A 22,085-nucleotide genomic window follows, 5' to 3' on the forward strand; every position below is an offset into this window, starting at 1 on the left:
CAGGAGCGCAGCGAAGAGACGAAACGCTCCGTCGCCGGTCACTTCTTCTTGTTGGCGGCGCGACGCTCGGCGCGGTTGCCGGGGGCGGAGTCCGCGGCATCCGTTCGCTGCCCGAACGCGCCGCGCGGAGCATCGGCCGCGGGCTCGGTCGGCTGCGTCTGGCGCGCGGCGGCCTGACGGACCTTGCTGGTCGCTGCCTGCTGGACCTGCCCGCGATCGTTGCGCACCTCGACCTCACCGGCGTCGTTGGCGGCCGTGTACTGCAGGCGCTGCGCGTCGACGGTGGGAGCGGCGAGACCCTTCGCCTCGACCTGGCCACCCTCGGTCTGGCGCACTTCGACCTCGAGGTTGTAGAGGAAGCCGACCGACTCCTCCTTGATCTGCTCCATCATCGACTGGAACATCTGGAAGCCCTCGCGCTGGTACTCGATCAGCGGGTCGCGCTGCGCCATGGCGCGCAGACCGATGCCGTCCTTGAGGTAGTCCATCTCGTAGAGGTGGTCGCGCCAGCGACGATCGAGCACCTGCAGCACGACGCGGCGCTCGAGTTCGCGCATCGCGGGTGCTCCGAGGGTCTCCTCACGCTTCTGGTACGCGATCTTCGCGTCCGAAAGAATCTCGCGCTTGAGCCCCTCAGCGGTGACGCGACCTTTGCTGCCACTCTCGGCGACGACCTCGTCGATCGTGACGCCGACGGGGTAGAGCGTCTTCAGCTCCGTCCACAGCGCGTCGAAGTCCCAGCTCTCGGTGTGGCCGCTGCCGGTGTGCTCGTCGATGATCTGGCCGACGGCATCCTCGATGAAGTGCTGCACGCGCTCCGACAGGTCATCGCCCTGCAGCATGTGCCTGCGGTCGGCGTAGATCGCTTCGCGCTGACGGTTGAGCACGTCGTCGTACTTGAGGACGTTCTTGCGGATCTCGGCGTTGCGGGACTCGACCTGACCCTGTGCGCTCTTGATGGCGCGCGAGACCATGCCCGACTCGATCGCGACGTCGTCGGGGAGGTTGGTGCGGGCGATGATCGCCTCGGCAGCCCCCGACTGGAACAGTCGCATGAGGTCATCGGTCAGCGACAGGTAGAACCGGCTCTCGCCCGGGTCGCCCTGACGGCCCGAACGTCCGCGCAGCTGGTTGTCGATGCGGCGCGATTCGTGCCGCTCGGTGCCCAGCACGTACAGGCCGCCCGCCTCGACGACCTTCGCCGCCTCTTCGGCGACCGTGTCGCGCATCTCGGTGTAGACGTCGTCCCACGCCGCCTCGTACTCGTCGGGCGTCTCGACCGGATCGAGCCCCTTCGCCTTCATCTCCTGCACGGCGAGGAACTCGGCGTTGCCGCCGAGCATGATGTCGGTGCCTCGACCGGCCATGTTCGTGGCGACGGTGACGCCGCCCAGGCGCCCGGCGCGGGCGACGATCTCGGCCTCGCGCGCGTGGTTCTTGGCGTTGAGGACCTCGTGCTTGATGCCCTTCTTCGCCAGCAGTCGCGAGAGGTATTCGCTCTTCTCGACGCTGACGGTGCCGACCAGCACGGGCTGACCGGCTGCGTGCCGCTCGGCGATGTCTTCGACCACCTGCGTGAACTTGGCCTGCTCGTTCTTGTAGACGAGGTCGGCCTGGTCCTTGCGGATCATGGGCTTGTTCGTGGGGATCGGCACGACACCGAGCTTGTACGTCGACATGAACTCCGCCGCCTCGGTCTCGGCGGTACCGGTCATGCCCGCGAGTTTGTCGTACAGCCGGAAGTAGTTCTGCAGTGTGACGGTCGCGAGGGTCTGGTTCTCGGCCTTGACCGGCACGGCCTCCTTGGCCTCGATGGCCTGGTGGATGCCCTCGTTGTAGCGGCGCCCGACCAGGATGCGGCCGGTGTGCTCGTCGACGATCATGACCTCGTCGTTCATGACGACGTAGTCGGTGTCTCGCTTGAAGAGGGCGAGCGCCTTGATCGAGTTGTTGAGGAACGAGATCAGCGGTGTGTTGGCCGACTCGTACAGGTTGTCGATGCCGAGGTAGTCCTCGACCTTCTCGATACCGGGCTCGAGCACCCCGATGGTGCGCTTCTTCTCGTCGACCTCGTAATCCTCGCCCGCTGTGAGGGTCTTGGCGATCTTCGCGAACTCGACGAACCAGCGGTTCGCCTCGCCCGACGACGGGCCGGAGATGATGAGCGGCGTGCGGGCCTCGTCGATGAGGATCGAGTCGACCTCATCGACGATCGCGAAGAAGTGGCCACGCTGGACGAGGTCGTCCTTGCGCCAGGCCATGTTGTCGCGCAGGTAGTCGAAGCCGAACTCGTTGTTCGTGCCGTAGGTGATGTCGGCGTTGTACTGCTCGCGACGCACGTCGGGGGTCTGGCCCGAGACGATCGTGCCGGTCGTCATGCCGAGGGCGCGGTACACACGCCCCATGAGCTCGGACTGGTAGCTCGCGAGGAAGTCGTTGACGGTGATGACGTGCACACCCTCACCGGCGATCGCGTTGAGGTACGCCGCGAAGGTCGCGGTCAGCGTCTTACCCTCACCGGTCTTCATCTCGGCGATGTTCCCCAGGTGCAGGGCCGCACCGCCCATGATCTGCACGTCGTAGGGACGCTGACCGAGCGTGCGCTTGGCGGCTTCGCGCACGGCGGCGAACGCCTCGGGCATGAGCTTGTCGAGCGACTCGCCCGCCTCGTGCCGGGCGCGCAGCTCGGCGGTCTCGCCGCGCAGTTCCTCATCGGTGAGCTGTGCGTAGTCCTCTTCGAGGGCGTTGACCGCCTTCACGACCTGCTGCAGTCGCCGCAAGATCCGGCCTTCGCCGGCGCGGAGCAGTTTCTCGAGGGGGTTGGCCACGGAGGTTCTCCATCTGTCGGGTGCCGTCGACGGTCCACGTCGGCGGGGATGCCGGTGCACGGATGCACAGACATATGGAGCCATGTTATCCGTCTGTGACCTTGGCGACGCCTGTGGAGCCACGCCGACGCGCCGGGTCCGCCCTCAGCGCAACTCGACGTCGCCGTTGTACAGCTGTGTTCGTCGAGGGCGCACCCGCGTCACGGCCCGGGCACAGCCTCGCCGCATAGGATCGACCCATGGCCGGATTCTGGGGCAAGCGCAAGCGCGAAAACGAGCAGGTGCAGGCGCAGGATGCCGAGCTGAGCCGCAAGGCGCAGACGGCACTGATCGCCGCGGACGAGCGCATCCGCACCACGGGCGACGAACTCGCCTACGCCGAGATCGAGCTGGGTCGCGACGCGACCGCGCCGCTGCGCGACGCACTGGCCGCCGTCAAGCAACACCTGGGCGAGGCGTTCCACCTGCACCAGCTGAACCACGACGAGATCCCCGACACCCCCGAGGAGCTGCGCACTCGCAACGCGCGCATCGCACAGCTGTGCGAGTGGGCCGAAGACCTCCTCGACGACCGCACCGACGCCCTCGCCGAACCGATCGCCCGGGCCCGCCGCGCACCCGAGATCGTCGCGGGCATCGAACGCGATATCGCCCGCATGCGCGAGCAGCTGCCGGGACTGCGGGCCACCCTGGACCGGCTGAGCGCCCGCTACTCCCCCGATGCCCTGCGCAAAGTCGCCGGCAACCCCGAAGAAGCGGCCCAGCTGCTCGACTTCGCCGAGCACGGAGCACAGGTCTCCACACGCCGCCGCGATGCCGGCCAGCGCGAACAGGCGAACCTCGCCCTCGAGACCTCGATCGAGGCGACGCGACGTGCGTCCACCCTCGTGGAGGCCGTCGAGACGTTCGAGATCGAGGCGCTCCGCGCGGAGACGACGCTGGCCGCCATCGTCGAGGACTCCCGCGAAGACATCGCCGCCGCCCGCGAATTCGCCGGCACCCCGGCCGTCTCGGCAGCCGTCGCCGAGCTCGATGCCGCCCTCGGTGCGCTGACCCCGGCCGGCGCCAAGCCCGACCCCTTCGACGAGCTCACCCGACTACGCGCCGCCAACGCGGCACTCGATCAGGCGGTCGCCAAGGCTCGCGAACGGGCCTCCCGCCCCGTCATCCCCGAAGCCCACGTCCGTCACGCCGTCGACGACGCCGACCGCCAACTCGGCGTCGCCCGCAGCGTCATCGCAGGCCACCGCGGGTGGATCGGCGCCGACGCACGAACCCGCCTCGCCGAGGCCGAGCGCATCCGCATCGACCTGCCGTCGGGTCCCGTCGGTGAAGACGACCGCGAGCGCGTGCTCGCCGACGCGCGTCGGTGCGGGCAGCTCGCCGCCGAAGCACTGCAACTCGCCCAGCACGACATCGACTCGTCCCGCCCGAACCAGGGCGGTTGGAACGGCGGGGGCGGCGGACGCGGCGGTTGGGGCGGCGGCGACATGGCCAGCGGCATCCTCGGCGGCCTCGTGATCGGCAGCATCCTCGACGGCATCTTCGACTGACGCGCCGCCGCTCGCCGCCGCCATCACCGCGAGACAGCAGTCACGCCGTCGAGACCGAGCGGCCAGCGCGGGGTCTCGACGGCGTGGATGCAGTCTCGCGAGTGTCGGATCCTGTCAGGAGGCGAGCTCCGCGGCGGGTGCTGCGGTCGTCGCCAGTGAGATCACGCCGTAGTCCCAGCCCTTGCGGCGATAGACGACGCTCGGCTGGTCGGTGCGTGCATCGATGAAGAGGAAGAAGTCGTGGCCGACCAGCTCCATGCGGTCGACGGCCTCTTCGACGGTCATCCACTCCGCCTCGAACCGCTTCGTGCGGATCACGACGGGCGTGTAGTCCTCTTCGTCCTCGTTGCCCGTGATGATCGGCACCTCGCCGGTCGCGACGGCACGGATGACGTCGGCTGATGCCGGCTGCAGGTCGATGCCCTTGATCGTGCCGCTGCCCTTCTCGAGCTTCGCGCCCCGCGGGTGGTTGCGGGCGTCGACGCGCTTGTCCTTCGCGCGCCGCAACTGCTCGGCGAGCTTGTCGACCGCCAGGTCGAGCGCGGCGAACTTGTCGCCGTCGACGGCTTCGGCCCGGACGACGGGCCCCTTGCCGGTGAGGGTCAGCTCAACGGTCTCATCTTCACGGGTGCCGTTGTGGTACGCGCGGTGGGTGACCTTGACGTCGAGCCGCTGCGCACGGGGCGCCAAGTGCTCGATGCGGGAAGACTTCTCCGCAGCCACGGTGCGGAAGCGATCCGAAATGCTCACGCCCACGCCGACGATGCTGGTTTCCATCCCTGACCTCCTTGTTCCGGTCCGACCGGGAGGGGGCGGACCTTCGAGTCGCCTTGTGTCCCCCCACGCTAGACCCGCACGCCTCACCTGTCACGTGTGAATTGCCGATGCGGACGATCTGCGTGCTGTGGCGGCCACCGTGGCGGCGCCGACCACCTCGGCACCCGCCTCCCGCAGGGCGCGAACCCCCTCGGCGAGGGTCGCCCCGGTGGTCACGACGTCGTCGACGAGCACGACGCGTCTCCCCTCGGCGTGTCGCGTCCGAAGACTGCCCGCGACGTTGCGCGCACGCTCGGCCCGGTCCAGACCACGCTGGTCGACAGTTCCGCGGGCGGGAACGAGCAGCCTGCACGGCGTTCGACCGGCGCGACGCAGCAGCAGGTCGACCGGCACGAACCCGCGGCGGCGACGCGCCTCCCATGTCGACGGAATCGGCACGAACGCGCACCCTGCGTCGTCAACTCGCGCGAGCGCACCGGCCAGCGCGGCGCCGAGCGGACGGGCGAGCCCCGTGCGACCGTCCGCCTTGAAGGCGCGCAGTACGCGGGCGGCGGCACCGTCGAAGGATGCCGCACTCACGACGTCCACGCCGGCGACGGTGCGGATCGTGGGCGACGCGACGAGCGCGCAGCGACATCGCTCGCACAACGCCACGTCGGGCGCATCGCACCCCGCGCAGTCGACGGGGAAGACGAGCGCGAGCGCCTGCGCGGCTGCGGCGAGGAGCGGGTTCGGCATGCCACCAGCCTGCCCGCGGGCGTGCTCCGCGGGTGCGGCACTGCCACGATCTGTGGAACAGGTGCCGGACCGCACCGGCTGTGGAGGAGCCGGCGCCGCGGACATCTCAGCGAGGCATGCCGCGCTGCGTCGCCAGCACGTCGATCTCGGTCGCGACCGAGATCCAGGTGCCGCCACGCTTCTCAAACAGCTGCCCGTCGGCGGTGAGCACCCGCACCGCCCCGGTCTGATTCCCCCCGGCGACCGCCACGACGCCTTCCGGCGCGCGAACACGCTCACCCGGACCGCCCACGGGCTGCTCGATCACCCAGGCCTCGGCGCCGTCGCTCGCGACGATCGCGAGATCCGCGGCACCCACCCACGACAGCGCGAGCCCGTCGGCTTCGAGGATCGCCACGGTCACGCGCTCACCGAGTTCGACGGGCATCCCGTCCTCGTCGCGCAGCACGGCCGCGACCCACACCGCCGAGGTCGCCCCTTCCCGGACGATCGCCGCCACCCGCGTGCCGTCGCGCGAGACGCGCATGGCTTGGATCGAGGTGGCACCCGACCACGCCGATTCGAGCAGATGGGGAACCCCGTCGGTGTCGTAGACGATCACCGACGCGGGATCACCTGCCGGAACCGACCAGACGCGTCCCTGCGCATCCATCGTCGGCTCGATCAGCCCGGCACGCACGTCGAGCACCCATTCCTGCCCGGCAGCAGTCACGCGGACGACTTCGCCGCCTGCGTTCAGGAGGGCTGCCGACTCGCGGTCTGCGTCGACTTCGACGGCGACCGGTGGTGCCTCGGCGATCATGTCCGAGAGCCCCGCGATCGGTTCCACCGCGCCGCCGGAGAGCAGCCCGAACACATCGCCGACCATCACCATCGAACGCGTGTCGACACGGACGGGCCTGACCGTCTCGGTGCCGACGGAGAGCGCTTCGCCGTCGACGACCATGTCGACACCGAGCACGCCCGCCGTCTCGAGGCTCGCCGCGAGCTGCGTGTACATGCGGTCGAGGATGCGTTGGTCGAGTTCGAGGGCGCCCGGCTGCAACGACACCTCGGCGACACCGCTGCGTTCGGGGACCGCACGTCCCGCCAGCCGTGACGCGTCAGTGAAGGCGGTGCGCACCGCCCCCTGCAGCATGCGGCTGGGACCACCGTCGATGAGGGCGACGGCGATGCTGGTCGCCGAATTCGTCACCGGGAACCACCGCACGTCGGGCACGAGGTACTCCCACGTGGGGTCGAAGAACATGAGCGAGTAGCGGCCGAAGACCGATTCGAAGCGATCGCTGTCGAGCACGATGCCGTCGGGCGCCTGCGTGATGCGCCACTGCCCGTCGCGGCGCTGGGCCAGGGTGAACTGCAGGGTGAGTTCGCGATCGTTCTCGGCCGTGTAAACGCCGCTGGCATCCACCGTCGCCGTCGAGCGCAGCGTCAGCGCCATCTGCCCCCCGCCGGATTCGACCAGCGCCTCACGGGACCCCGGTTCGTAGACCGTCACCCCCATCTCGGGCTTCCACTGCTCTGCGAACTCAGACGAGAGGAACTCCTTCGCGATGCGCCAGTTCTCACGCGGTCCCGACCCTGCCAGGATGAAGCCCTCGACGATCTGCTCGGGCGTCGCATCGAGTGACGGGCCGTCCGGCACGAACGAGAAGTCCGGTTGCGACGCGTCATCTTCACCGAGCGCACCGCCCGCGTTGACGGGCCCGCTCACCGGCAGTCCGGCGCACGCGGCCAGCGCGAGCGCGACGAGGGCTGCGATCGCGGCCATGCCGATCCGTCGGGTGCGGCTCATGACAGGTCTCCTCGAGCCGTATCGGGCAGATCGATGGGGAGGTCGATGGGCTGGGTCAGTCCGAGGTCGTCGAGCGGTGCGCCGTCGTCGCCCGGGTCGACCGGCACCGGCGCTGCGCCCTCGATCGAGCCATCGGCGGTGCGCGGCAATGTGAGTACGAAGTTCGTGCCGCGGCCGAGCTCCGACCACACCGCGAGCGTTCCGCCGTGCAGTCGCGCGTCGCCGAGCGCGATCGACAGCCCGAGACCGGTGCCGCCGATCGTGCGCTTGCGTGACGGGTCCGCACGCCAGAAGCGGTCGAAGACCCGCTCGGCGTCTTCGGGGCGCATGCCGAGTCCGAAGTCCCGCACCCCGATCGCGACGGCTCGCTGCGTGCTGTCGACGGTGACCACGATGGGCCGCCCTTCGCCGTGCTCGATCGCGTTGCCGAGCAGGTTGCGGACGATCCGGCGCACACGACGGGGATCCATGTCGACGAGCGAGTAGCCGCCGGGGGCGACCAGGCGAACATCGGTCCCGTGCTGATCGGCCAGCTGCTGCATCGAGGCGAGGACGTCTTCGGCGAGGTGCGCGAGCGAGGTGGGTTCGCGCTCGAGCTGCACAGACCCCGCGTCGTAGCGGCTGATCTCGAGCAGGTCAGTCAGCAGCGTCTCGAACCGCTGCACCTGCGCGTGCAGCAGCTCGGCGGCGCGCGCGGTCGTCGGGTCGAAGTCCTCGCGCTGATCGTTGAGCATGTCGGTCGCGAGTCGGATCGTCGTCAGCGGCGTGCGCAGCTCATGCGAGACGTCGGAGACGAACCGCTGCTGCACGAGGGAGAGCTCGGCGAGCTCCTTGATCTGCGACTCGATGCTGTCTGCCATCGCGTTGAACGACCGGCTCAGAGTCGCGAACTCGTCTTCGCCCTCGACGGGCAGCCGCACACCGAGGTCGCCTGCCGCGAGCTGCGCGCTGGTCTCGGCGGCCCGTGCGATCGGCACCGTCACCGAGCGCAGCACGACCCATAGGATCGCCGCGATCAGCACGACAAGGGCCGTGCCGACGACCCACAGTGTCAACTGCACGAACTGGAGCGTCTGCGCCTCGGACGCGAGGTCGTAGGCGACGTACAGCTCGTACGCGCCCACCTCCGGAAAATTCAGCTGCTGCCCGATCACGACACCGGGCACGACGGTGCCGTCTTCGGCGGGGATGCCGATCGACTGCCACCACTGCTGCTCGTCGTCCCTGCGCACCGTCTCACGCAGCCCCTCACTGAGCAGGTCGGAGGTCCAGGCCCCCTGCCCGCCCTGTTCGAAGTCCTGCGGCGCGATCGCCGACGGCTCTTCAGAGATGCGGAACATCGCAATCATGTCGCTCGAGGCCTGTCGCGACACCGACTCCTTGACCACCGTCATGAGCGCGCTCAGCTCGACCGCATCCCCCTCAGGCACCGCCGCGTCGAGCAGCTCCTGTGCGGTGACGGTCGCGCGGCCCGCGGCATCCTGCACCTGCGTGACACGCGAGTCGAACAGGTCGTTCTGGATCGCGAGCGCCATCCACACCACCGCGATGAGGATCGTCACGGCCGTGAGCCCGAGGGTCAGCACCAGGGTGCGCAGCCGCAGCGACCGCTGCCAGGCGTGCACGATCGTGTCGGGCAGGCGCCGCCAGTCGCGCCAGTCGGTGACGACCGTGTGGGTGCCGGTGGTCACCGCGGGCATGTCGTCGCTCCGGGCGGCCTCACGCCACCGCGCCGGCGCGGTACCCCACGCCGCGCACGGTCGTCACGATGCGCGGGTTGTCGGGGTCCAGCTCGACCTTCGCGCGCAACCGCTGCACGTGCACATTCACGAGTCGGGTGTCGGCCTTGTAGTGGTAGCCCCACACCTGCTCGAGCAGCATCTCTCGCGAGAACACCTGCTGCGGCTTGGATGCCAGGGCGACGAGCAGTTCGAATTCGAGCGGCGTCAGGGCGATGACGCTCTCGCCGCGGCGCACCTCGTGGGCCGCGACGTCGACGACCAGATCGCCGATGCGCAGCGAGTCGCTCTCGCCCGCGCTCCCGGGGCGCAGGCGGGTTCGGATCCGCGCGACGAGCTCTTTCGGGTTGAACGGCTTGACGATGTAGTCATCGGCACCGGACTCGAGGCCGCGGACGACGTCGGCGGTGTCGGTGCGGGCCGTGAGCATGATGATCGGCACCCCGGACTCAGCACGGATGCGGGTGCAGATCTCGATGCCGTCCATGCCGGGGAGCATGAGGTCGAGCAGGACGAGGTCGGGCCGTTCGGTGCGCCAGGTGTCGACCGCGATCGCGCCGTCCGCACAGAACGCCGTGTCGAACCCCTCGGTTCGCAGCACGATGCCGATCATCTCGGCGAGCGCGGTGTCGTCGTCAACGACCAGAATGCGGGAAGCCATGTGCCCCATTCGTCCTTCAGGTACGGCGGATGGCGCGCCCCTGACGCGCCGTCCGGACAGCGTATCGGACGCGCCAGGCCGTTCGCCGGAACCACCGCCGCACCCGTGTGACACGATAGAGCCGAACGCGGACGTGCAAGGGGGAGCAAGGTGACGGCATATCCGACGTGGACGCCCGCCACGCGGCCCGGGATCATCCCGCTGCAGCCGCTCGGGTTCGGCACGATCCTTGGTCGTTCGTTCGCCGCGCTGCGGCAGAATCCCAAGGTGCTGCTGGGCTTCGCGCTCGTCGTCACGGCGGTCTCGACGATCCTCGCTGCGGCGGGCATGGTGGCGATCGGGCTGTTCGCGTTCTCGCGGCTCATGTCGATGCGCACCTTCGACGAAGACTACGAGACGGTCATGGCCGGCGCGATCGCGCTGACCTCGGTCGGCGCCCTCGTGCTGTCACTGGCCACGAGCGCCATCGGCGTGCTGGTGCAGGCGGTCGTCGTCGCGGAGGTGTCGCATTCGGTCGTCGCCGAGAAGCTCACGCTGCGTCGCCTGTGGCAGCGCGTGAAGCCGGTCGCATGGCGCATCGTCGGCTACACGGTCATGGTCGCCGTCGCGGTGTTCGTGGTCGTCGCGGCCATCGCGGGCGGATTCGTCGCCCTGGGAATCGCAACGGGCTGGTGGGTCGTCGTCCCACTCGTGCTGCTCATGCTCGGCGCCATCCCGCTCGCGCTCTGGCTCACCGTCAAGCTCATGCTCGTCCCGTCGGTGCTCGTCCTCGAGCACGCGACCGTGTTCGGCGCGATCGCCCGTTCGTGGCGGCTCACGCGCGGCCGCTTCTGGGCGGCGCTGGGTGTCTGGATCATCATCCAGCTCTCCTTCTCACTGCTCACCCAGGTGCTCGGCGCACCCGTCTCGCTGCTGACCAGCGGACTGTCGAGCGTGCTGGTGCCGACCGGCGAGACCCCCGAGGCGATGATCGCGGCGCTCATCGGCTCGTCGTTGCTGACGCAGATCCTCGTCGTCGTCATCCAGTCGGTCGCGCTCGTCGTCGTCTCGACGGCCTCCGCGCTCATCTACATCGACTGCCGCATGCGGCATGAGGGGCTCGACCTCGATCTGCTCGCGTACGTCGACGCGCGGGATGCGGGTGGGACAGACCTGCCCGACCCGTACCGGCAGCACATCGGCCGTGAGATCGCACCGCGGCCGACCCCCGGCGCGTACCCGCCGCCGGGCTCGTACCCCGCAGGCGCTTACCCCGCAGGCCCCTACCCGGCGGGCGCCTCCCCGGCCCCCGGCGCCCCTCCGATGCAGTATGCCCAGCCGGGAATGTATCCGGCGCCGCCCGCCGGCGCGCCGCCGTACGCCACGGCTCCCGCCGTACCGCCGCCTGCTCCCCCCGCCCCTGCTCCCCCGGCCGCGCCTGCGCCTGGAGCGCCGTCGCCGACGCAGTGGGCCGCGCCCGGCGGCGCGGCGAACGGCGACGACTGATGCATGATGCCGCCAGGCGCGTCCTGACCGCGCTCACGCCCGACGGCGATGAGGCGCAGGAGTGGGCCGAAGACGAGCTGACCGAGCAGATCTACCAAGAAGCGCAGCCGACGGCGTTCGATCGGGCGGCCAAGGCCGTGGGTGACTTCATCGCGTCGCTGTTCTCCGGTGACGTCCCCGCCGGCGCGGCACCGTGGTTCGCCGCGGTCGCCGTCCTGGTGGTGCTCGCTGTCATCGTCATCGCCTTCGTGATCTGGGGGCTGCCGCGCGGCGCATCGAGGTCGCGCACGCCGATCGAACTGTTCGGCGAGACCGACGAGCGTTCGGCCGGCGAACTGCGGTCGCAAGCGGATGCCGCGGCGGCTGCCGGCGACTGGGACGAGGCGATCGTGCTGCGCTTCCGAGCGCTCGCGCGAGGGCTCGTCGAACGCACGATCGTCGACCCCGAGCCCGGGACCACCGTCCACCGCTTCGCACGCGTCGCCAGCCGGGCATTCCCGGGTGAATGCGCGGCGCTGGATCGTGGCGCAGACGCGTTCGATGATGTGCGCTACCTCCGCAGACCCGGCACCGAAGCCTCGTACCGGCTCATCGCCGAGCTCGACGGTCGCCTCGCCGCCTCCGCGCCGGTGCTCCGAGAGGACGTCCCGGCGTGACCGCCGTCACCGAGGTGCCCGCGCGCGGCGGTGCCGTCGCGGCCTGGGTCGGCATCGGCACCGGCATCGTCGTGCTCGCCGGTGTGCTGGCCGCGATCGCGAGCATCTCCCAGCTTCCGGCACAGGGCCTGCTCGACCCCGAGGCCGCCGGCACGAACGGCGCACGTGCGGTCGCGACCATTCTCGAGGAGCAGGGTGTCGACGTCACCGTGGTGCGCGGCGCCGAGCAGCTCGAGCGCCAGCTGGGTGACGGTGGCGACACGACGCTGGTGATCACCGACACCTCGCCGCTGGCAGACGCCGACCTGTCGGACCTGCTGGATGCCGCCGAGGACGTCGTGCTCGTCGACCCGTGGACCCGCGACATCCGCCTCGCCTTCGGCGGCGACCTCGCGGGGATCGGCGACGGCACCGTCGACCCCGGGTGCGACCTGCCAGACGCGCGCCGTGCCGGGGCGGCCACCATCGGCACCGGGTTCGACGTGCCGAGCACCGCCGATCGGTGCTACCCGGTCGGCGACGGCTTCGGCGTCGTCGCCGAGGATCGTGGCGACGGACGCCTCGTCGCCGTCGACGGCACCGCGGTCATGATCAACGAGCGGCTTGCGACCGCCGGTAACGCGGCACTGGCCCTCAACCTGCTGGGGCGACACGACTCGCTCGTCTGGTACGTGCCCGACTACGGCGACAGCGACGAGTTCGCGCCGCCCCCGTCGTTCGCCGAACTCACACCGCCATGGGTGACGCCCGTGATGGTCCTGCTGCTGTTGTCGGGGGTCGCCGCCGCCGTGTGGCGCGGCCGCCGTCTCGGTCCGCTCGTCGCCGAAAACCTGCCGGTGACGGTTCGCGCCGGAGAGACCACAGCCGGCCGGGCCCGCCTGTACGCACGGTCGGGCGACGCGACCCACGCCGCCGATCAGCTCCGCATCGGTGCACTGCGCCGGATGGCGCGACTGCTCGGCCTCGGGCCCGCCGCCTCCGCCCTCGAGATCGCCGACGCGGTCGCCGGACGCCTCGGCGCCGACCGCGCGGTCATCCGCGGCATCCTCATCACCGACCCGTCCCCCACCGACCGCGACCTCGTCGACCTGGCCGACCGCGTGCGCTCACTCGAGAACGCCGTCACCCGCGCCGTCCGTCCCGAAAGGAACCTGCCATGAGCGATACCGCCGCCGACACCGATCTGCGATCGGCGATGAACCGCGTCCGCGTCGAGGTCGGCAAAGCCGTCGTCGGGCAGGACGGGGCGGTCACCGGCCTGCTCATCGCGCTGCTGGCCCGCGGCCACGTGCTGCTGGAAGGCGTGCCCGGTGTCGCGAAGACGCTGCTGGTGCGCTCCTTCAGCCGCGCGATCGGACTCGACACCACCCGCGTGCAGTTCACCCCCGACCTCATGCCCGGCGACGTGACCGGCTCGCTCGTGTACGACGCGCGCGCCGGAGCGTTCGAGTTCCGCGAGGGGCCGGTGTTCACGAACGTGCTGCTCGCCGATGAGATCAACCGCACGCCGCCCAAGACCCAGTCGGCGCTCCTGGAGGCGATGGAGGAGCGCCAGGTCTCAGCCGACGGCGTCTCCCGCTCGCTGCCCGACCCGTTCCTGGTCGCCGCGACGCAGAACCCCGTCGAGCACGAAGGCACCTACACGCTCCCCGAGGCGCAGCTCGACCGCTTCCTGCTGAAGCTCGTGATCGACATGCCGGCGCGTGAGGCCGAGGTCGACGTGCTGCGCCGCCACGCCGACGGCTTCACCCCGCGTGATCTCGAGGGCGCGGGCCTTGCCGCTGTCGTCGGCGGCGAGGAGATCCGTGCCGCGCAGCGCGCAGCCGCCGCCGTCACGGTCTCCGACGACGTGCTCGGCTACGTCGTCGACCTCGCCCGCGCGACCCGCGAGTCGCCGTCCGTGCAGCTGGGCGCGAGCCCCCGCGCATCGACCGCGCTGCTCGCGACCGCCAAGGCATGGGCCTGGCTCGGCGGGTACCCCGCCATCACCCCCGACCACGTGCAGACGATGCTCGTGCCGACCTGGCGCCACCGCCTGCGACTGCGACCCGAGGCGGAACTCGAGGGCGTTTCGGTCGACGCGATCCTGACCGCCGTCGTCCAGCAGACACGCGTCCCCATCTGATCGATGCACCTCACCGGCCGTTTCGCACTCGCCGTCGCCTTCGGCGCGGTGCCCGTCATCCTGCTGTCGACAGCGGGCGTCCCGGCGTGGGCGGTCACCGGCGGCTGGCTGCTGCTGTGCCTGCTGGCGGCCGCGATCGACGTGGTGCTGGCGGCCGATCCGCGCGCGGTGCGCGTGCAGCGGCAGATACCGGGCCGCGCCCTGCGCGACGAGGTGGTGCCGACCCGGCTGCTGCTGCACAACACCGGCACCCGTGAGCTTCGGGCACGGGTGCGCGATGCGTGGCAGCCGACGGCGGGGGCTCCGGCATCCCGCCACCTGATCATCGTGCCGGCGGGCGAGCGACGCGCGATCGACGTACCGTTGCGGCCGCGCCGCCGCGGTGAGCTGCGCAGCGAATTCGTGGCACTGCGCGTCTTCGGCCCGTTCGGCCTCGCCGGGCGCCAAGGCCGCATCGACGAGGCCGGGGTGCTGCGGGTGCTGCCGCCGTTTCGATCGCGACGCCATCTGCCGTCGCGACTGGCCAGACTGCGCGAACTCGACGGCAACACGAGCGTGCAGGTACGCGGTCAGGGCACCGAGTTCGACAGCCTGCGCGAGTACGTCCGCGGCGACGACGTGCGCTCGATCGACTGGCGGGCGACCGCCCGTGCGGCCACGACGATGCTGCGCACCTGGCGACCCGAGCGCGATCGTCACGTCGTGATCGTCATCGACACCGGGCGCACGAGCGCCGCCCGTGTCGGCGATGGGGTGCGGCTGGACGCGTCGATGGAGGCAGCCCTCCTGCTGGCGGCACTCGCCTCGCGGGCCGGCGATCATGTGCACCTGGTCATGTTCGATCGGGCGCTTCGCGCGCGCGTCACGCGGACCGACGGCCCGCGCCTGCTGCCGTCGATGGTCGATGCCATGGCCCCCGTCGAACCGCAGTTGATCGACACGGACTGGGATGCCGCAATCGCGCAGGTCGCGACGATGACCTCGCGCCCGTCGCTCGTGGTGCTGCTGACGGCGCAGGACTCCCCCGATGCCGCGCGGGCGTTCCTCGGTTCGCTGCCGGCGCTCACGAAGCGCGCCCACGTGCTGGTCGGCACCGCCACCGACCTTCCCGCCGAGCACGTGCCGCGGCGCACCGCGGACGACGTGTACCTGGAGGCAGCGCGCGAGCGCGCCGATCGCGACGCCGAGCGCGTGTCGGCTGCCGTGGGGCGGGCAGGCGGCGAAGCGATCACCGCGACGCCCGAAGACCTGCCGCCGGCCATTGCCGACCGCTATCTCGCGCTCAAGGCGACCGGACGACTCTGAAACTCGTCCAGCGAGGGTCCTGTCGTGTCGGGCATCGGCACGGCAGAATCTGCACCAGAACGACCGCTCACGCGAAAGGATGCGCCATGAGCACCGACCCTCGTCCCGAGAAGCCGGTCACACCCACTCCCCTCGACCACACTCCTGCCGAGCCCGGCCCGACGATGGCGGCCCGATGGCTCGCCGAAGCCCTCGGTACCTTCCTGCTCGTGTTCGGCTCGATTAGCGCTGCGCTGTTCGCATCGGACTTCGGAACCGGCACGAACGGTTCGTCGCTCGGCATCGGCTTCGTCGGAGTCGCCTTCGCGTTCGGCCTCACGGTCGTCGCCGGCGCCTACGCGTGGGGTCCGATCTCGGGCGGCCACTTCAATCCCGCCGTGACGCTGGGCCTTGCGGCCGCAGGCCGTTTCGCGTGGAAGGACACGATCGGCTACATCATCGCCCAGATCGTCGGTGGCGCCGTCGGCACCACCTGCATCGTCCTGATCGGCCTGTTCGCTCCGGGCGGCTGGCTGTCGGCCGCGCAGTCGGGCGGCTTCGCCAGCAACGGCTACGACGCGCTGTCGCCGGGCGGCTTCGGCATCGGGGCGGCCATCACCGCCGAGATCCTGTTCACCGGCATCTTCGTGCTCGTGATCCTGGGTGTCACGCACGCGACGCGTGGTACGAAGCTCGCAGGCCTCGTGATCGGCCTCACGCTGACCCTCATCCACCTCGCATCCATCCCGATCGACAACACCTCGGTCAACCCGGCACGCTCGATCGCGACGGCGATCTACGGCGGCGCAGAGCCGCTGATGCAGCTGTGGGTGTTCCTGGTGTTCCCGATCGTGGGCGCGCTGCTTGCAGGATTCGCGCACCGCACACTGTTCGACACGAAGCCGAGCTTCTGAATCGAACCCACCGCCTCACGACGAACCGGCCCCTTCCGCACTGCGCGGAAGGGGCCGGTTCAGTGTGAGCGGGTGTGCTCAGCGCAGGTCGAAGCGGTCCAGCTCGGTGACCTTGCCCCACGCTGCGGCGAAGTCGCGGGCGAACTTCTCAGCCGCGTCGTCGGAGGCGTAGACCTCAGCGAGGGCGCGCAGTTCGGAGTTGGAGCCGAACAGCAGGTCGACACGGGTGCCGACGCCGATGGCCTGGCCGTCACGGGTTCCGGCAAACGCGTGCGAGCCGGGGTCGAGCGGCTTCCAGTCGGCGCCGAGGTCGAGCAGGTTCACGAACACGTCGTTCGTGAGCACACCGACGCGGTCGGTGAACACACCGTGCGCCGAGCCGTCCCAGTTGGCGCCGAGGGCGCGCAAGCCACCGACGAGCACCGTCATCTCGGGCGCGGTCAGCGTGAGCAGGTTGGCCTTGTCGATGAGGTGGTACTCGGCCGGCATGGGCGCGCGACGGCTCTGGTAGTTGCGGAAGCCGTCGGCGATCGGCTCGAGGTAGCCGAACGACTCGACGTCGGTCTGCTCCTGCGAGGCGTCGGTGCGACCCGGGTTGAAGGTCACCTCGACGGTCACCCCGGCATCCGCTGCCGCCTTCTCGACACCCGCGTTGCCCGCGAGCACGATGAGGTCGGCCAGGGACACCTTCTTGGCGTCGGTGTCGAACGAGGCCTTGACGCCCTCGAGCACCGCGAGCACCTTCTGCAGCTGGGCGGGGTTGTTGACCTCCCAGTCCTTCTGCGGGGCGAGGCGGATGCGGGCGCCGTTGACGCCGCCACGCTTGTCGCTGCCGCGGAAGGTGGATGCCGCGGCCCACGTCGTGGCGACCAGCTCCGAGACCGTCAGGCCGGAGTCGAGGATCTGCTGCTTGAGGGCCGCGGCGTCGGCGGCGTCGATCAGCTCGTGGTCGACGGCCGGCACCGGGTCCTGCCAGATGAGCTCTTCGGCGGGCACCTCGGCGCCGAGGTAGCGCGAGAGTGGGCCCATGTCACGGTGGGTGAGCTTGAACCAGGCACGGGCGAAGGCGTCGGCGAACGCGTTCGGGTCTTCGAGGAAGCGGCGCGAGATCTTCTCGTAGGCCGGGTCCATGCGCAGCGACAGGTCGGTCGTGAGCATGCGGGGCTCGCGGCGACCGTTCGAGTGCGCGAGGGGCACCATGTCGGCGCCGGCACCGTTCTTGGGACGCCACTGGTGCGCGCCGGCGGGGCTCTGGAAGAGCTCCCACTCGTAGGCGAACAGGATGTGGAAGAACTCGTTGTCCCAGCGGGTCGGGTGATAGGTCCAGGTCACCTCGAGGCCGGAGGTGATCGTGTCGTCACCCTTGCCCGAGGCATGGTTGTTCTTCCAGCCGAGGCCCTGCTGCTCGAGGCCGGCGGCCTCGGGGTTGTCCTCGATGTTCGTGTCGGGGGCGGCACCGTGGGTCTTGCCGAAGGTGTGTCCACCGGCGATGAGCGCGACGGTCTCCTCGTCGTTCATGGCCATGCGCGCGAAGGTCTCGCGGATGTCGTGGGCGGCGGCGACGGGGTCGGGGTTGCCCTCGGGGCCTTCGGGGTTGACGTAGATGAGACCCATGTGGGTCGCGGCGAGCGGCTCGTCGAGCTCACGGTCGCCGCTGAAGCGCTGGTCGCTGCCGAGCCAGGTGGTCTCGCCGCCCCAGTACACGTCGTCGTCGGGCTCCCACTCGTCGACACGGCCGCCGGCGAAGCCGAAGGTCGCGAAGCCCATGTTCTCGAGCGCGACGTTGCCGGCGAGGATCATGAGGTCGGCCCACGAGATCGACTGGCCGTACTTCTTCTTGACGGGCCAGAGCAGACGGCGGGCCTTGTCGAGGTTGACGTTGTCGGGCCAGCTGTTGAGCGGTGCGAAGCGCTGCTGGCCCGCGCCACCACCGCCGCGGCCGTCGAACACCCGGTAGGTGCCCGCGCTGTGCCACGCCATGCGGATCATGAGCGGACCGTAGTTGCCGAAGTCGGCGGGCCACCAGTCCTGCGAAGTCGTCAGGACCGCGTCGATGTCGGCCTTGACGGCGGCGAGGTCGAGCGCCTCGAAGGCGGCCTTGTAGTCGAAGCCTTCGTCCAGCGGGCTGCGCTCACGCACGTTCTTGGCGAGCAACTTGATGTTGAGCTGGTTGGGCCACCACACGCGGTTGGCCGAACCGGTGGTGGGGTGGGGCTGGGAGTGGATGACGGGGCAGCCGCCGCCGGTCTGCTCCTGCGGCTCGTCGGTGACGGTGACGGCCTGGTCCATGGGCGTCGGGTCGTTCCCGATGCCGGTGGTGTCCTGGTCTCGGTCGGTCATTGTGTTCCTTCCGTGGAGTGGTCGTTGGACTGAGGGTCAGTGTGGGTCGGTCGCGCAGTCGGGGCACAGTCCCCAGAAGGTGACCTCGGCGACATCGACGGTGAATCCGTGGTTGTCGGCGGGAGTGATGCATGGTGCGTGTCCGACGACGCAGTCGACGTCTCGGACGGCGCCGCACCGCGAGCACACCAGGTGATGGTGGTTGTCGCCGACGCGCAGTTCGAACAGCATCGCTCGACCGGCCGGCTCGATACGCCGCACGAGGCCCGCTTCGGCGAAATCGCCGAGGGCGTTGTAGACCGACTGGCGACTGGTCACCGGCAGACGGGGCTGCACGATGGCGAACACGTCGTCTGCGCTGGCGTGCGGGCGGTCGGCGAGCGCGTCGTAGACGGCGGTCCGAGACTCGGTCACGCGCAGTCCCGCGCCGCGGATCGCCGTGGCGGCGTCGGGCATGGGGTGGGTGAGGGTCACGTCACCAGCTTACGCCTTGTTTTGATCACGTCAAAACAATCAGCCGACGATGAGGCGTGCGGTTCCGGCTTCGTATTCCGTGAGATCGCCCGTCTCACCGAGACGTGCCGCACGCCTGCCCACGACGAGCATGTAGAAGAGGAATGCCGCCAGCACGAGCGTGCCGATGCCGATCTTCACGACCCACGGCCATGGTTGCGGGGTCACGAAACCCTCGACGATGCCAGAGACCGCGAGGGCGATGATCAGACCCACCGCGACCGTCGCGAGCGATCTGCCCGCAGCGGCCAGCGATTCGCCCCTGCTGCGGGTTCCCGGCGCGACCCACGCCCAGAAGATGTGCAGCCCCGCCGCCCCCGCGACGAAGATGCAGGTCAGTTCGAGCTGGCCATGCGGGGCGATGTAGAGCAGGAAGACATCGCCTCGACCGAAGGCGAACAGCACCGCCCCCGCGGTGCCGATGCCGATCGCGTTCTGCATGATCACCATGAGCGGCCAGATGCCGGTCACCCCGAACATGACGCACTGCGCGGCGATCCACGCATTGTTCGTCCATACGGTGCCCGCGAAAGCCGCCGCGGGGTTCTCGCTGTAGTACGACACGAAATCCTCCTCGGCGTACTGCTCAAGGTCGGCCTGGTCGCCGAGCGCCGCGAGGACGGCGGGATCCTGCACGATCCAGACCGCGGCGAGCACCCCGACGAGGAGGAATCCCAGCGTGATCGCGAGCGTCGTCCACCGCAGGCGGTAGAGCGCTGCAGGCAACTGGAGCGCGAAGAAGCGAGGCACCTGCCGCAGCACGTTGTCGCCGGCGCCGGTCAGCCGCAGCCGGGCACGCGCGAGGAGTGTCGAGAGGTGGTCGCCTTCTGTGCTGCGGCCCGCCGAGGTCTTGATGTCGGCGAGATCGGCGGATGCCGCGCGGTACCGCTCGACGAGTTCGTCGACCTCCGCGCTGGTAAGCCGGCGCGTGCGCCCCAGCTCGTCGAGGCGCTCCCATTCCGCGCGTCGGGCGGCCGTCAGCGCATCGAGGTCCATGTGGTTCACTGTACCCATGGGGACCCCGGCGCCGGCCGCGCAGATCGCACAGGATGAGATCCTCACCGGCGAGGCCGTCGCGCTCGATGTCCAACCCGTCGGCTTCTTCATGCGGGCACTGGGCACCCTCATCGATGTCATCGCCTCGATCGCGCTCGTGATCTTGTTCATCATCGTGTTCGCGTGGATCGGCGGCAACGGCGTCGACCTGCTCTCCATCGGCACGATCGTGACGATTTCGACCATGGTGCTGATCACGATCGTCATCCCGACCGCCATCGAGACCGCGACCCGCGGACGCAGCCTCGGAAAGCTCGCCGTCGGCAGCCGGATCGTGCGCGCCGACGGCGGCGCGATCGGATTCCGCCATGCGTTCATCCGCGCGCTCGTCGGCGTGCTCGAGATCTGGTTCACGATGGGCGCGATCGCCGGCGTCGTCGGCGCGTTCACGCCGCGCGCCCAGCGACTCGGCGACCTGCTGGCCGGCACCTACGCCGAACGCACGCGCGCGCCGAAGCTGCCGTGGCCGGCGGGCGGCATCCCCCCGGCATTGACCGAGTGGGCACGCACCGCCGACGTCGCACGGCTGCCGGATCGGGTCGCTCGGCGCGCGGGGCAGTTCGTGCGCAGTGCCGACAAGCTGCTGCCGCACGCGCGCGCCCGGGCTGCGACGACGATCGCCGCCGAGGTGCGCCCCTTCGTCTCCCCCGTGCCCGAGGTCGACCCCGAGACGTTCCTGCGCGCCGTCGTCGCAGTACGCAGGGACCGCGAGTACGCCGCACTCGAGCTGCAGTCGCAGCGCGTGTCCGGACTGCTCGTCGGCGTGAGCGACACGCCGCGCGACTTTCCGCAGCGCTGACGGGCCGCACGCGCGTCAGCCGCGAGGGCGAGGTCTGCGACGACGTGTTCGGTGGCGGTTTCGGTGCGCGGCATCCGCCTCTTGTCCCACTCGGGGTCTGTCAGACGCGGAGCGTTTCGTGCCGCACGACGACCCACCCCTTGGGCACCGAGAGCCGATCGGTGTGCACGGCGCACAGGTCGTGCGCGTGCGGGTCGACGTTGCCGCCCAGTGGACCGACGGCGGCCATCTGGTCGCCGTAGTCGAAGGTGAGGGTGGTCACGGCTTCACGCGCGCAACCCACCTTGGAACACAGTCTCTCGAGCATCGGTGCCACGGTACCCGCCACGCGGTGCGCGCGGTCGTCGGCGCGCCGGGCGATGAACGGACGCGCCATAGGATGGGCACATGATCCGGCGCCGCTCCCGACCAGCCCGTCGCCCGACGCGGCACGGGCGTCACGGACGCGACGACCGCAGCCCCGTCGTGCGTCCCCCGCTGCCGCCGCTCGAGACCCGCGCCGACAAGTTCGACCTCGCGGTCGGGTCTGCGGCCGAGTTCCTGCGCTCGGCATGGCCGGAACTGCGTGAGGTGCGATTCGAAGTGGGCGCGATGCCCGCCGCACCGGATGACGACGGCATCCCCCGGTGGACGGTCGACACCGAGCAGAAGCGCATCGTGCTGTACCGACTGCCGATCGAGCGGCTCGCCCACCTGCACCGCAACGACGACCTGCACCGCCGCATGCAGATCGAGGGCTCCGTGTTCCGAGCCGCCGCGGAGTACCTGGACCGTGACCCGTGGGATCTGGGGCCGGAGCGGTTCCGCTACTTCTGAGCGCGG

At 70.2% G+C, this 22,085-nt stretch carries 19 protein-coding genes; 9 read left to right on the plus strand and 10 right to left on the minus strand.

Features of this window, described 5'->3' with window-relative positions:
* Nucleotides 1-38: 38 nt before the first annotated feature.
* Nucleotides 39-2,828: a preprotein translocase subunit SecA gene (gene secA / locus ACSF8R_RS03090; protein ID WP_434810393.1), complete on the minus strand. Its 2,790-nt coding sequence runs from the start codon at nucleotides 2,826-2,828 to the stop codon at nucleotides 39-41.
* Between the two features lie 239 nt (nucleotides 2,829-3,067).
* Between secA and ACSF8R_RS03095 the strand changes: the two genes are divergently transcribed.
* On the plus strand, nucleotides 3,068-4,381 hold the full coding sequence (locus tag ACSF8R_RS03095; RefSeq protein ID WP_434810394.1) for a hypothetical protein: 1,314 nt from the start codon (nucleotides 3,068-3,070) through the stop codon (nucleotides 4,379-4,381).
* Nucleotides 4,382-4,495: 114 nt separating this feature from the next.
* Here ACSF8R_RS03095 and hpf read toward each other — a convergent pair whose 3' ends face one another.
* From hpf to mtrA, 5 genes are all read right to left on the minus strand, one after another.
* Nucleotides 4,496-5,158, minus strand: a complete 663-nt coding sequence (gene hpf, locus ACSF8R_RS03100; RefSeq protein ID WP_434810395.1) for a ribosome hibernation-promoting factor, HPF/YfiA family — start codon at nucleotides 5,156-5,158, stop codon at nucleotides 4,496-4,498.
* Between the two features lie 90 nt (nucleotides 5,159-5,248).
* The gene (locus ACSF8R_RS03105) at nucleotides 5,249-5,896 is read right to left on the minus strand and encodes a ComF family protein (protein ID WP_434810396.1); all 648 of its coding nucleotides are present in this window, start codon (nucleotides 5,894-5,896) and stop codon (nucleotides 5,249-5,251) included.
* 106 nt (nucleotides 5,897-6,002) lie between these two features.
* The gene (locus ACSF8R_RS03110) at nucleotides 6,003-7,691 is read right to left on the minus strand and encodes an LpqB family beta-propeller domain-containing protein (RefSeq protein WP_434810397.1); all 1,689 of its coding nucleotides are present in this window, start codon (nucleotides 7,689-7,691) and stop codon (nucleotides 6,003-6,005) included.
* On the minus strand, nucleotides 7,688-9,391 hold the full coding sequence (gene mtrB, locus ACSF8R_RS03115; protein ID WP_434810398.1) for an MtrAB system histidine kinase MtrB: 1,704 nt from the start codon (nucleotides 9,389-9,391) through the stop codon (nucleotides 7,688-7,690). Before mtrB ends, ACSF8R_RS03110 begins: the two co-directional genes overlap by 4 nt.
* A gap of 19 nt (nucleotides 9,392-9,410) precedes the next feature.
* Entirely contained in the window at nucleotides 9,411-10,091 is a 681-nt protein-coding gene (gene mtrA / locus ACSF8R_RS03120) for an MtrAB system response regulator MtrA (protein WP_434810399.1), read from the minus strand.
* Nucleotides 10,092-10,241: 150 nt separating this feature from the next.
* Between mtrA and ACSF8R_RS03125 the strand changes: the two genes are divergently transcribed.
* The 6 genes from ACSF8R_RS03125 to ACSF8R_RS03150 all read left to right on the plus strand — a co-directional run bounded on the left by ACSF8R_RS03125 (nucleotide 10,242) and on the right by ACSF8R_RS03150 (nucleotide 16,555).
* On the plus strand, nucleotides 10,242-11,576 hold the full coding sequence (locus ACSF8R_RS03125) for a glycerophosphoryl diester phosphodiesterase membrane domain-containing protein (RefSeq protein WP_434810400.1): 1,335 nt from the start codon (nucleotides 10,242-10,244) through the stop codon (nucleotides 11,574-11,576).
* Nucleotides 11,576-12,232, plus strand: coding sequence for a DUF4129 domain-containing protein (locus ACSF8R_RS03130; RefSeq protein WP_434810401.1), 657 nt, complete (start codon nucleotides 11,576-11,578; stop codon nucleotides 12,230-12,232). Before ACSF8R_RS03125 ends, ACSF8R_RS03130 begins: the two co-directional genes overlap by 1 nt.
* Entirely contained in the window at nucleotides 12,229-13,392 is a 1,164-nt protein-coding gene (locus ACSF8R_RS03135) for a DUF4350 domain-containing protein (RefSeq protein ID WP_434810402.1), read from the plus strand. Before ACSF8R_RS03130 ends, ACSF8R_RS03135 begins: the two co-directional genes overlap by 4 nt.
* Complete coding sequence (locus ACSF8R_RS03140) at nucleotides 13,389-14,357, plus strand: AAA family ATPase (RefSeq protein ID WP_434810403.1); 969 nt, start codon at nucleotides 13,389-13,391, stop codon at nucleotides 14,355-14,357. The genes ACSF8R_RS03135 and ACSF8R_RS03140 overlap by 4 nt, the downstream gene beginning before the upstream one ends.
* Nucleotides 14,358-14,360: 3 nt before the next feature.
* Complete coding sequence (locus ACSF8R_RS03145) at nucleotides 14,361-15,662, plus strand: DUF58 domain-containing protein (RefSeq protein ID WP_434810404.1); 1,302 nt, start codon at nucleotides 14,361-14,363, stop codon at nucleotides 15,660-15,662.
* Nucleotides 15,663-15,748: 86 nt separating this feature from the next.
* On the plus strand, nucleotides 15,749-16,555 hold the full coding sequence (locus ACSF8R_RS03150) for an aquaporin (RefSeq protein WP_434810405.1): 807 nt from the start codon (nucleotides 15,749-15,751) through the stop codon (nucleotides 16,553-16,555).
* A gap of 78 nt (nucleotides 16,556-16,633) precedes the next feature.
* Here the strand turns inward: ACSF8R_RS03150 and katG are convergent, their stop codons facing one another.
* Genes katG through ACSF8R_RS03165 form a run of 3 tightly spaced genes read right to left on the minus strand, consistent with a single transcriptional unit; the run spans nucleotide 16,634 to nucleotide 20,404 of the window.
* On the minus strand, nucleotides 16,634-18,895 hold the full coding sequence (katG, locus tag ACSF8R_RS03155; protein ID WP_434810406.1) for a catalase/peroxidase HPI: 2,262 nt from the start codon (nucleotides 18,893-18,895) through the stop codon (nucleotides 16,634-16,636).
* Between the two features lie 36 nt (nucleotides 18,896-18,931).
* Nucleotides 18,932-19,351, minus strand: coding sequence for a Fur family transcriptional regulator (locus ACSF8R_RS03160; RefSeq protein WP_434810807.1), 420 nt, complete (start codon nucleotides 19,349-19,351; stop codon nucleotides 18,932-18,934).
* Nucleotides 19,352-19,408: 57 nt separating this feature from the next.
* On the minus strand, nucleotides 19,409-20,404 hold the full coding sequence (locus ACSF8R_RS03165) for a stage II sporulation protein M (RefSeq protein ID WP_434810407.1): 996 nt from the start codon (nucleotides 20,402-20,404) through the stop codon (nucleotides 19,409-19,411).
* Between the two features lie 16 nt (nucleotides 20,405-20,420).
* Here ACSF8R_RS03165 and ACSF8R_RS03170 point away from each other — a divergent pair, with 16 nt between their 5' ends.
* Nucleotides 20,421-21,263, plus strand: coding sequence for an RDD family protein (locus tag ACSF8R_RS03170; protein ID WP_434810408.1), 843 nt, complete (start codon nucleotides 20,421-20,423; stop codon nucleotides 21,261-21,263).
* A 100-nt stretch (nucleotides 21,264-21,363) separates the two neighbouring features.
* Here the strand turns inward: ACSF8R_RS03170 and ACSF8R_RS03175 are convergent, their stop codons facing one another.
* On the minus strand, nucleotides 21,364-21,570 hold the full coding sequence (locus tag ACSF8R_RS03175) for a DUF3499 family protein (protein WP_434810409.1): 207 nt from the start codon (nucleotides 21,568-21,570) through the stop codon (nucleotides 21,364-21,366).
* Nucleotides 21,571-21,650: 80 nt separating this feature from the next.
* Here ACSF8R_RS03175 and ACSF8R_RS03180 point away from each other — a divergent pair, with 80 nt between their 5' ends.
* Nucleotides 21,651-22,079 (plus strand): metallopeptidase family protein, encoded by a 429-nt coding sequence (locus ACSF8R_RS03180; protein ID WP_434810410.1) that lies wholly within the window; start codon nucleotides 21,651-21,653, stop codon nucleotides 22,077-22,079.
* Nucleotides 22,080-22,085: the final 6 nt, after the last annotated feature.

This window comes from Microbacterium sp. bgisy189, from assembly GCF_965345345.1.
Taxonomy (GTDB): domain Bacteria; phylum Actinomycetota; class Actinomycetes; order Actinomycetales; family Microbacteriaceae; genus Microbacterium.

Coding starts and splice junctions, on each gene's coding strand:
- ACSF8R_RS03095 (WP_434810394.1), top strand. CDS start 3,068: ATGGCCGGATTCTGGGGCAAGCGCAAGCGCGAAAACGAGCAGGTGCAG.
- hpf (WP_434810395.1), bottom strand. CDS start 5,158: ATGGAAACCAGCATCGTCGGCGTGGGCGTGAGCATTTCGGATCGCTTC.
- ACSF8R_RS03105 (WP_434810396.1), bottom strand. CDS start 5,896: ATGCCGAACCCGCTCCTCGCCGCAGCCGCGCAGGCGCTCGCGCTCGTC.
- ACSF8R_RS03110 (WP_434810397.1), bottom strand. CDS start 7,691: ATGAGCCGCACCCGACGGATCGGCATGGCCGCGATCGCAGCCCTCGTC.
- mtrB (WP_434810398.1), bottom strand. CDS start 9,391: ATGCCCGCGGTGACCACCGGCACCCACACGGTCGTCACCGACTGGCGC.
- mtrA (WP_434810399.1), bottom strand. CDS start 10,091: ATGGCTTCCCGCATTCTGGTCGTTGACGACGACACCGCGCTCGCCGAG.
- ACSF8R_RS03130 (WP_434810401.1), top strand. CDS start 11,576: ATGCATGATGCCGCCAGGCGCGTCCTGACCGCGCTCACGCCCGACGGC.
- ACSF8R_RS03140 (WP_434810403.1), top strand. CDS start 13,389: ATGAGCGATACCGCCGCCGACACCGATCTGCGATCGGCGATGAACCGC.
- ACSF8R_RS03145 (WP_434810404.1), top strand. CDS start 14,361: ATGCACCTCACCGGCCGTTTCGCACTCGCCGTCGCCTTCGGCGCGGTG.
- ACSF8R_RS03150 (WP_434810405.1), top strand. CDS start 15,749: ATGAGCACCGACCCTCGTCCCGAGAAGCCGGTCACACCCACTCCCCTC.
- katG (WP_434810406.1), bottom strand. CDS start 18,895: ATGACCGACCGAGACCAGGACACCACCGGCATCGGGAACGACCCGACG.
- ACSF8R_RS03160 (WP_434810807.1), bottom strand. CDS start 19,351: ATGCCCGACGCCGCCACGGCGATCCGCGGCGCGGGACTGCGCGTGACC.
- ACSF8R_RS03165 (WP_434810407.1), bottom strand. CDS start 20,404: ATGGACCTCGATGCGCTGACGGCCGCCCGACGCGCGGAATGGGAGCGC.
- ACSF8R_RS03170 (WP_434810408.1), top strand. CDS start 20,421: ATGGGGACCCCGGCGCCGGCCGCGCAGATCGCACAGGATGAGATCCTC.
- ACSF8R_RS03175 (WP_434810409.1), bottom strand. CDS start 21,570: ATGCTCGAGAGACTGTGTTCCAAGGTGGGTTGCGCGCGTGAAGCCGTG.
- ACSF8R_RS03180 (WP_434810410.1), top strand. CDS start 21,651: ATGATCCGGCGCCGCTCCCGACCAGCCCGTCGCCCGACGCGGCACGGG.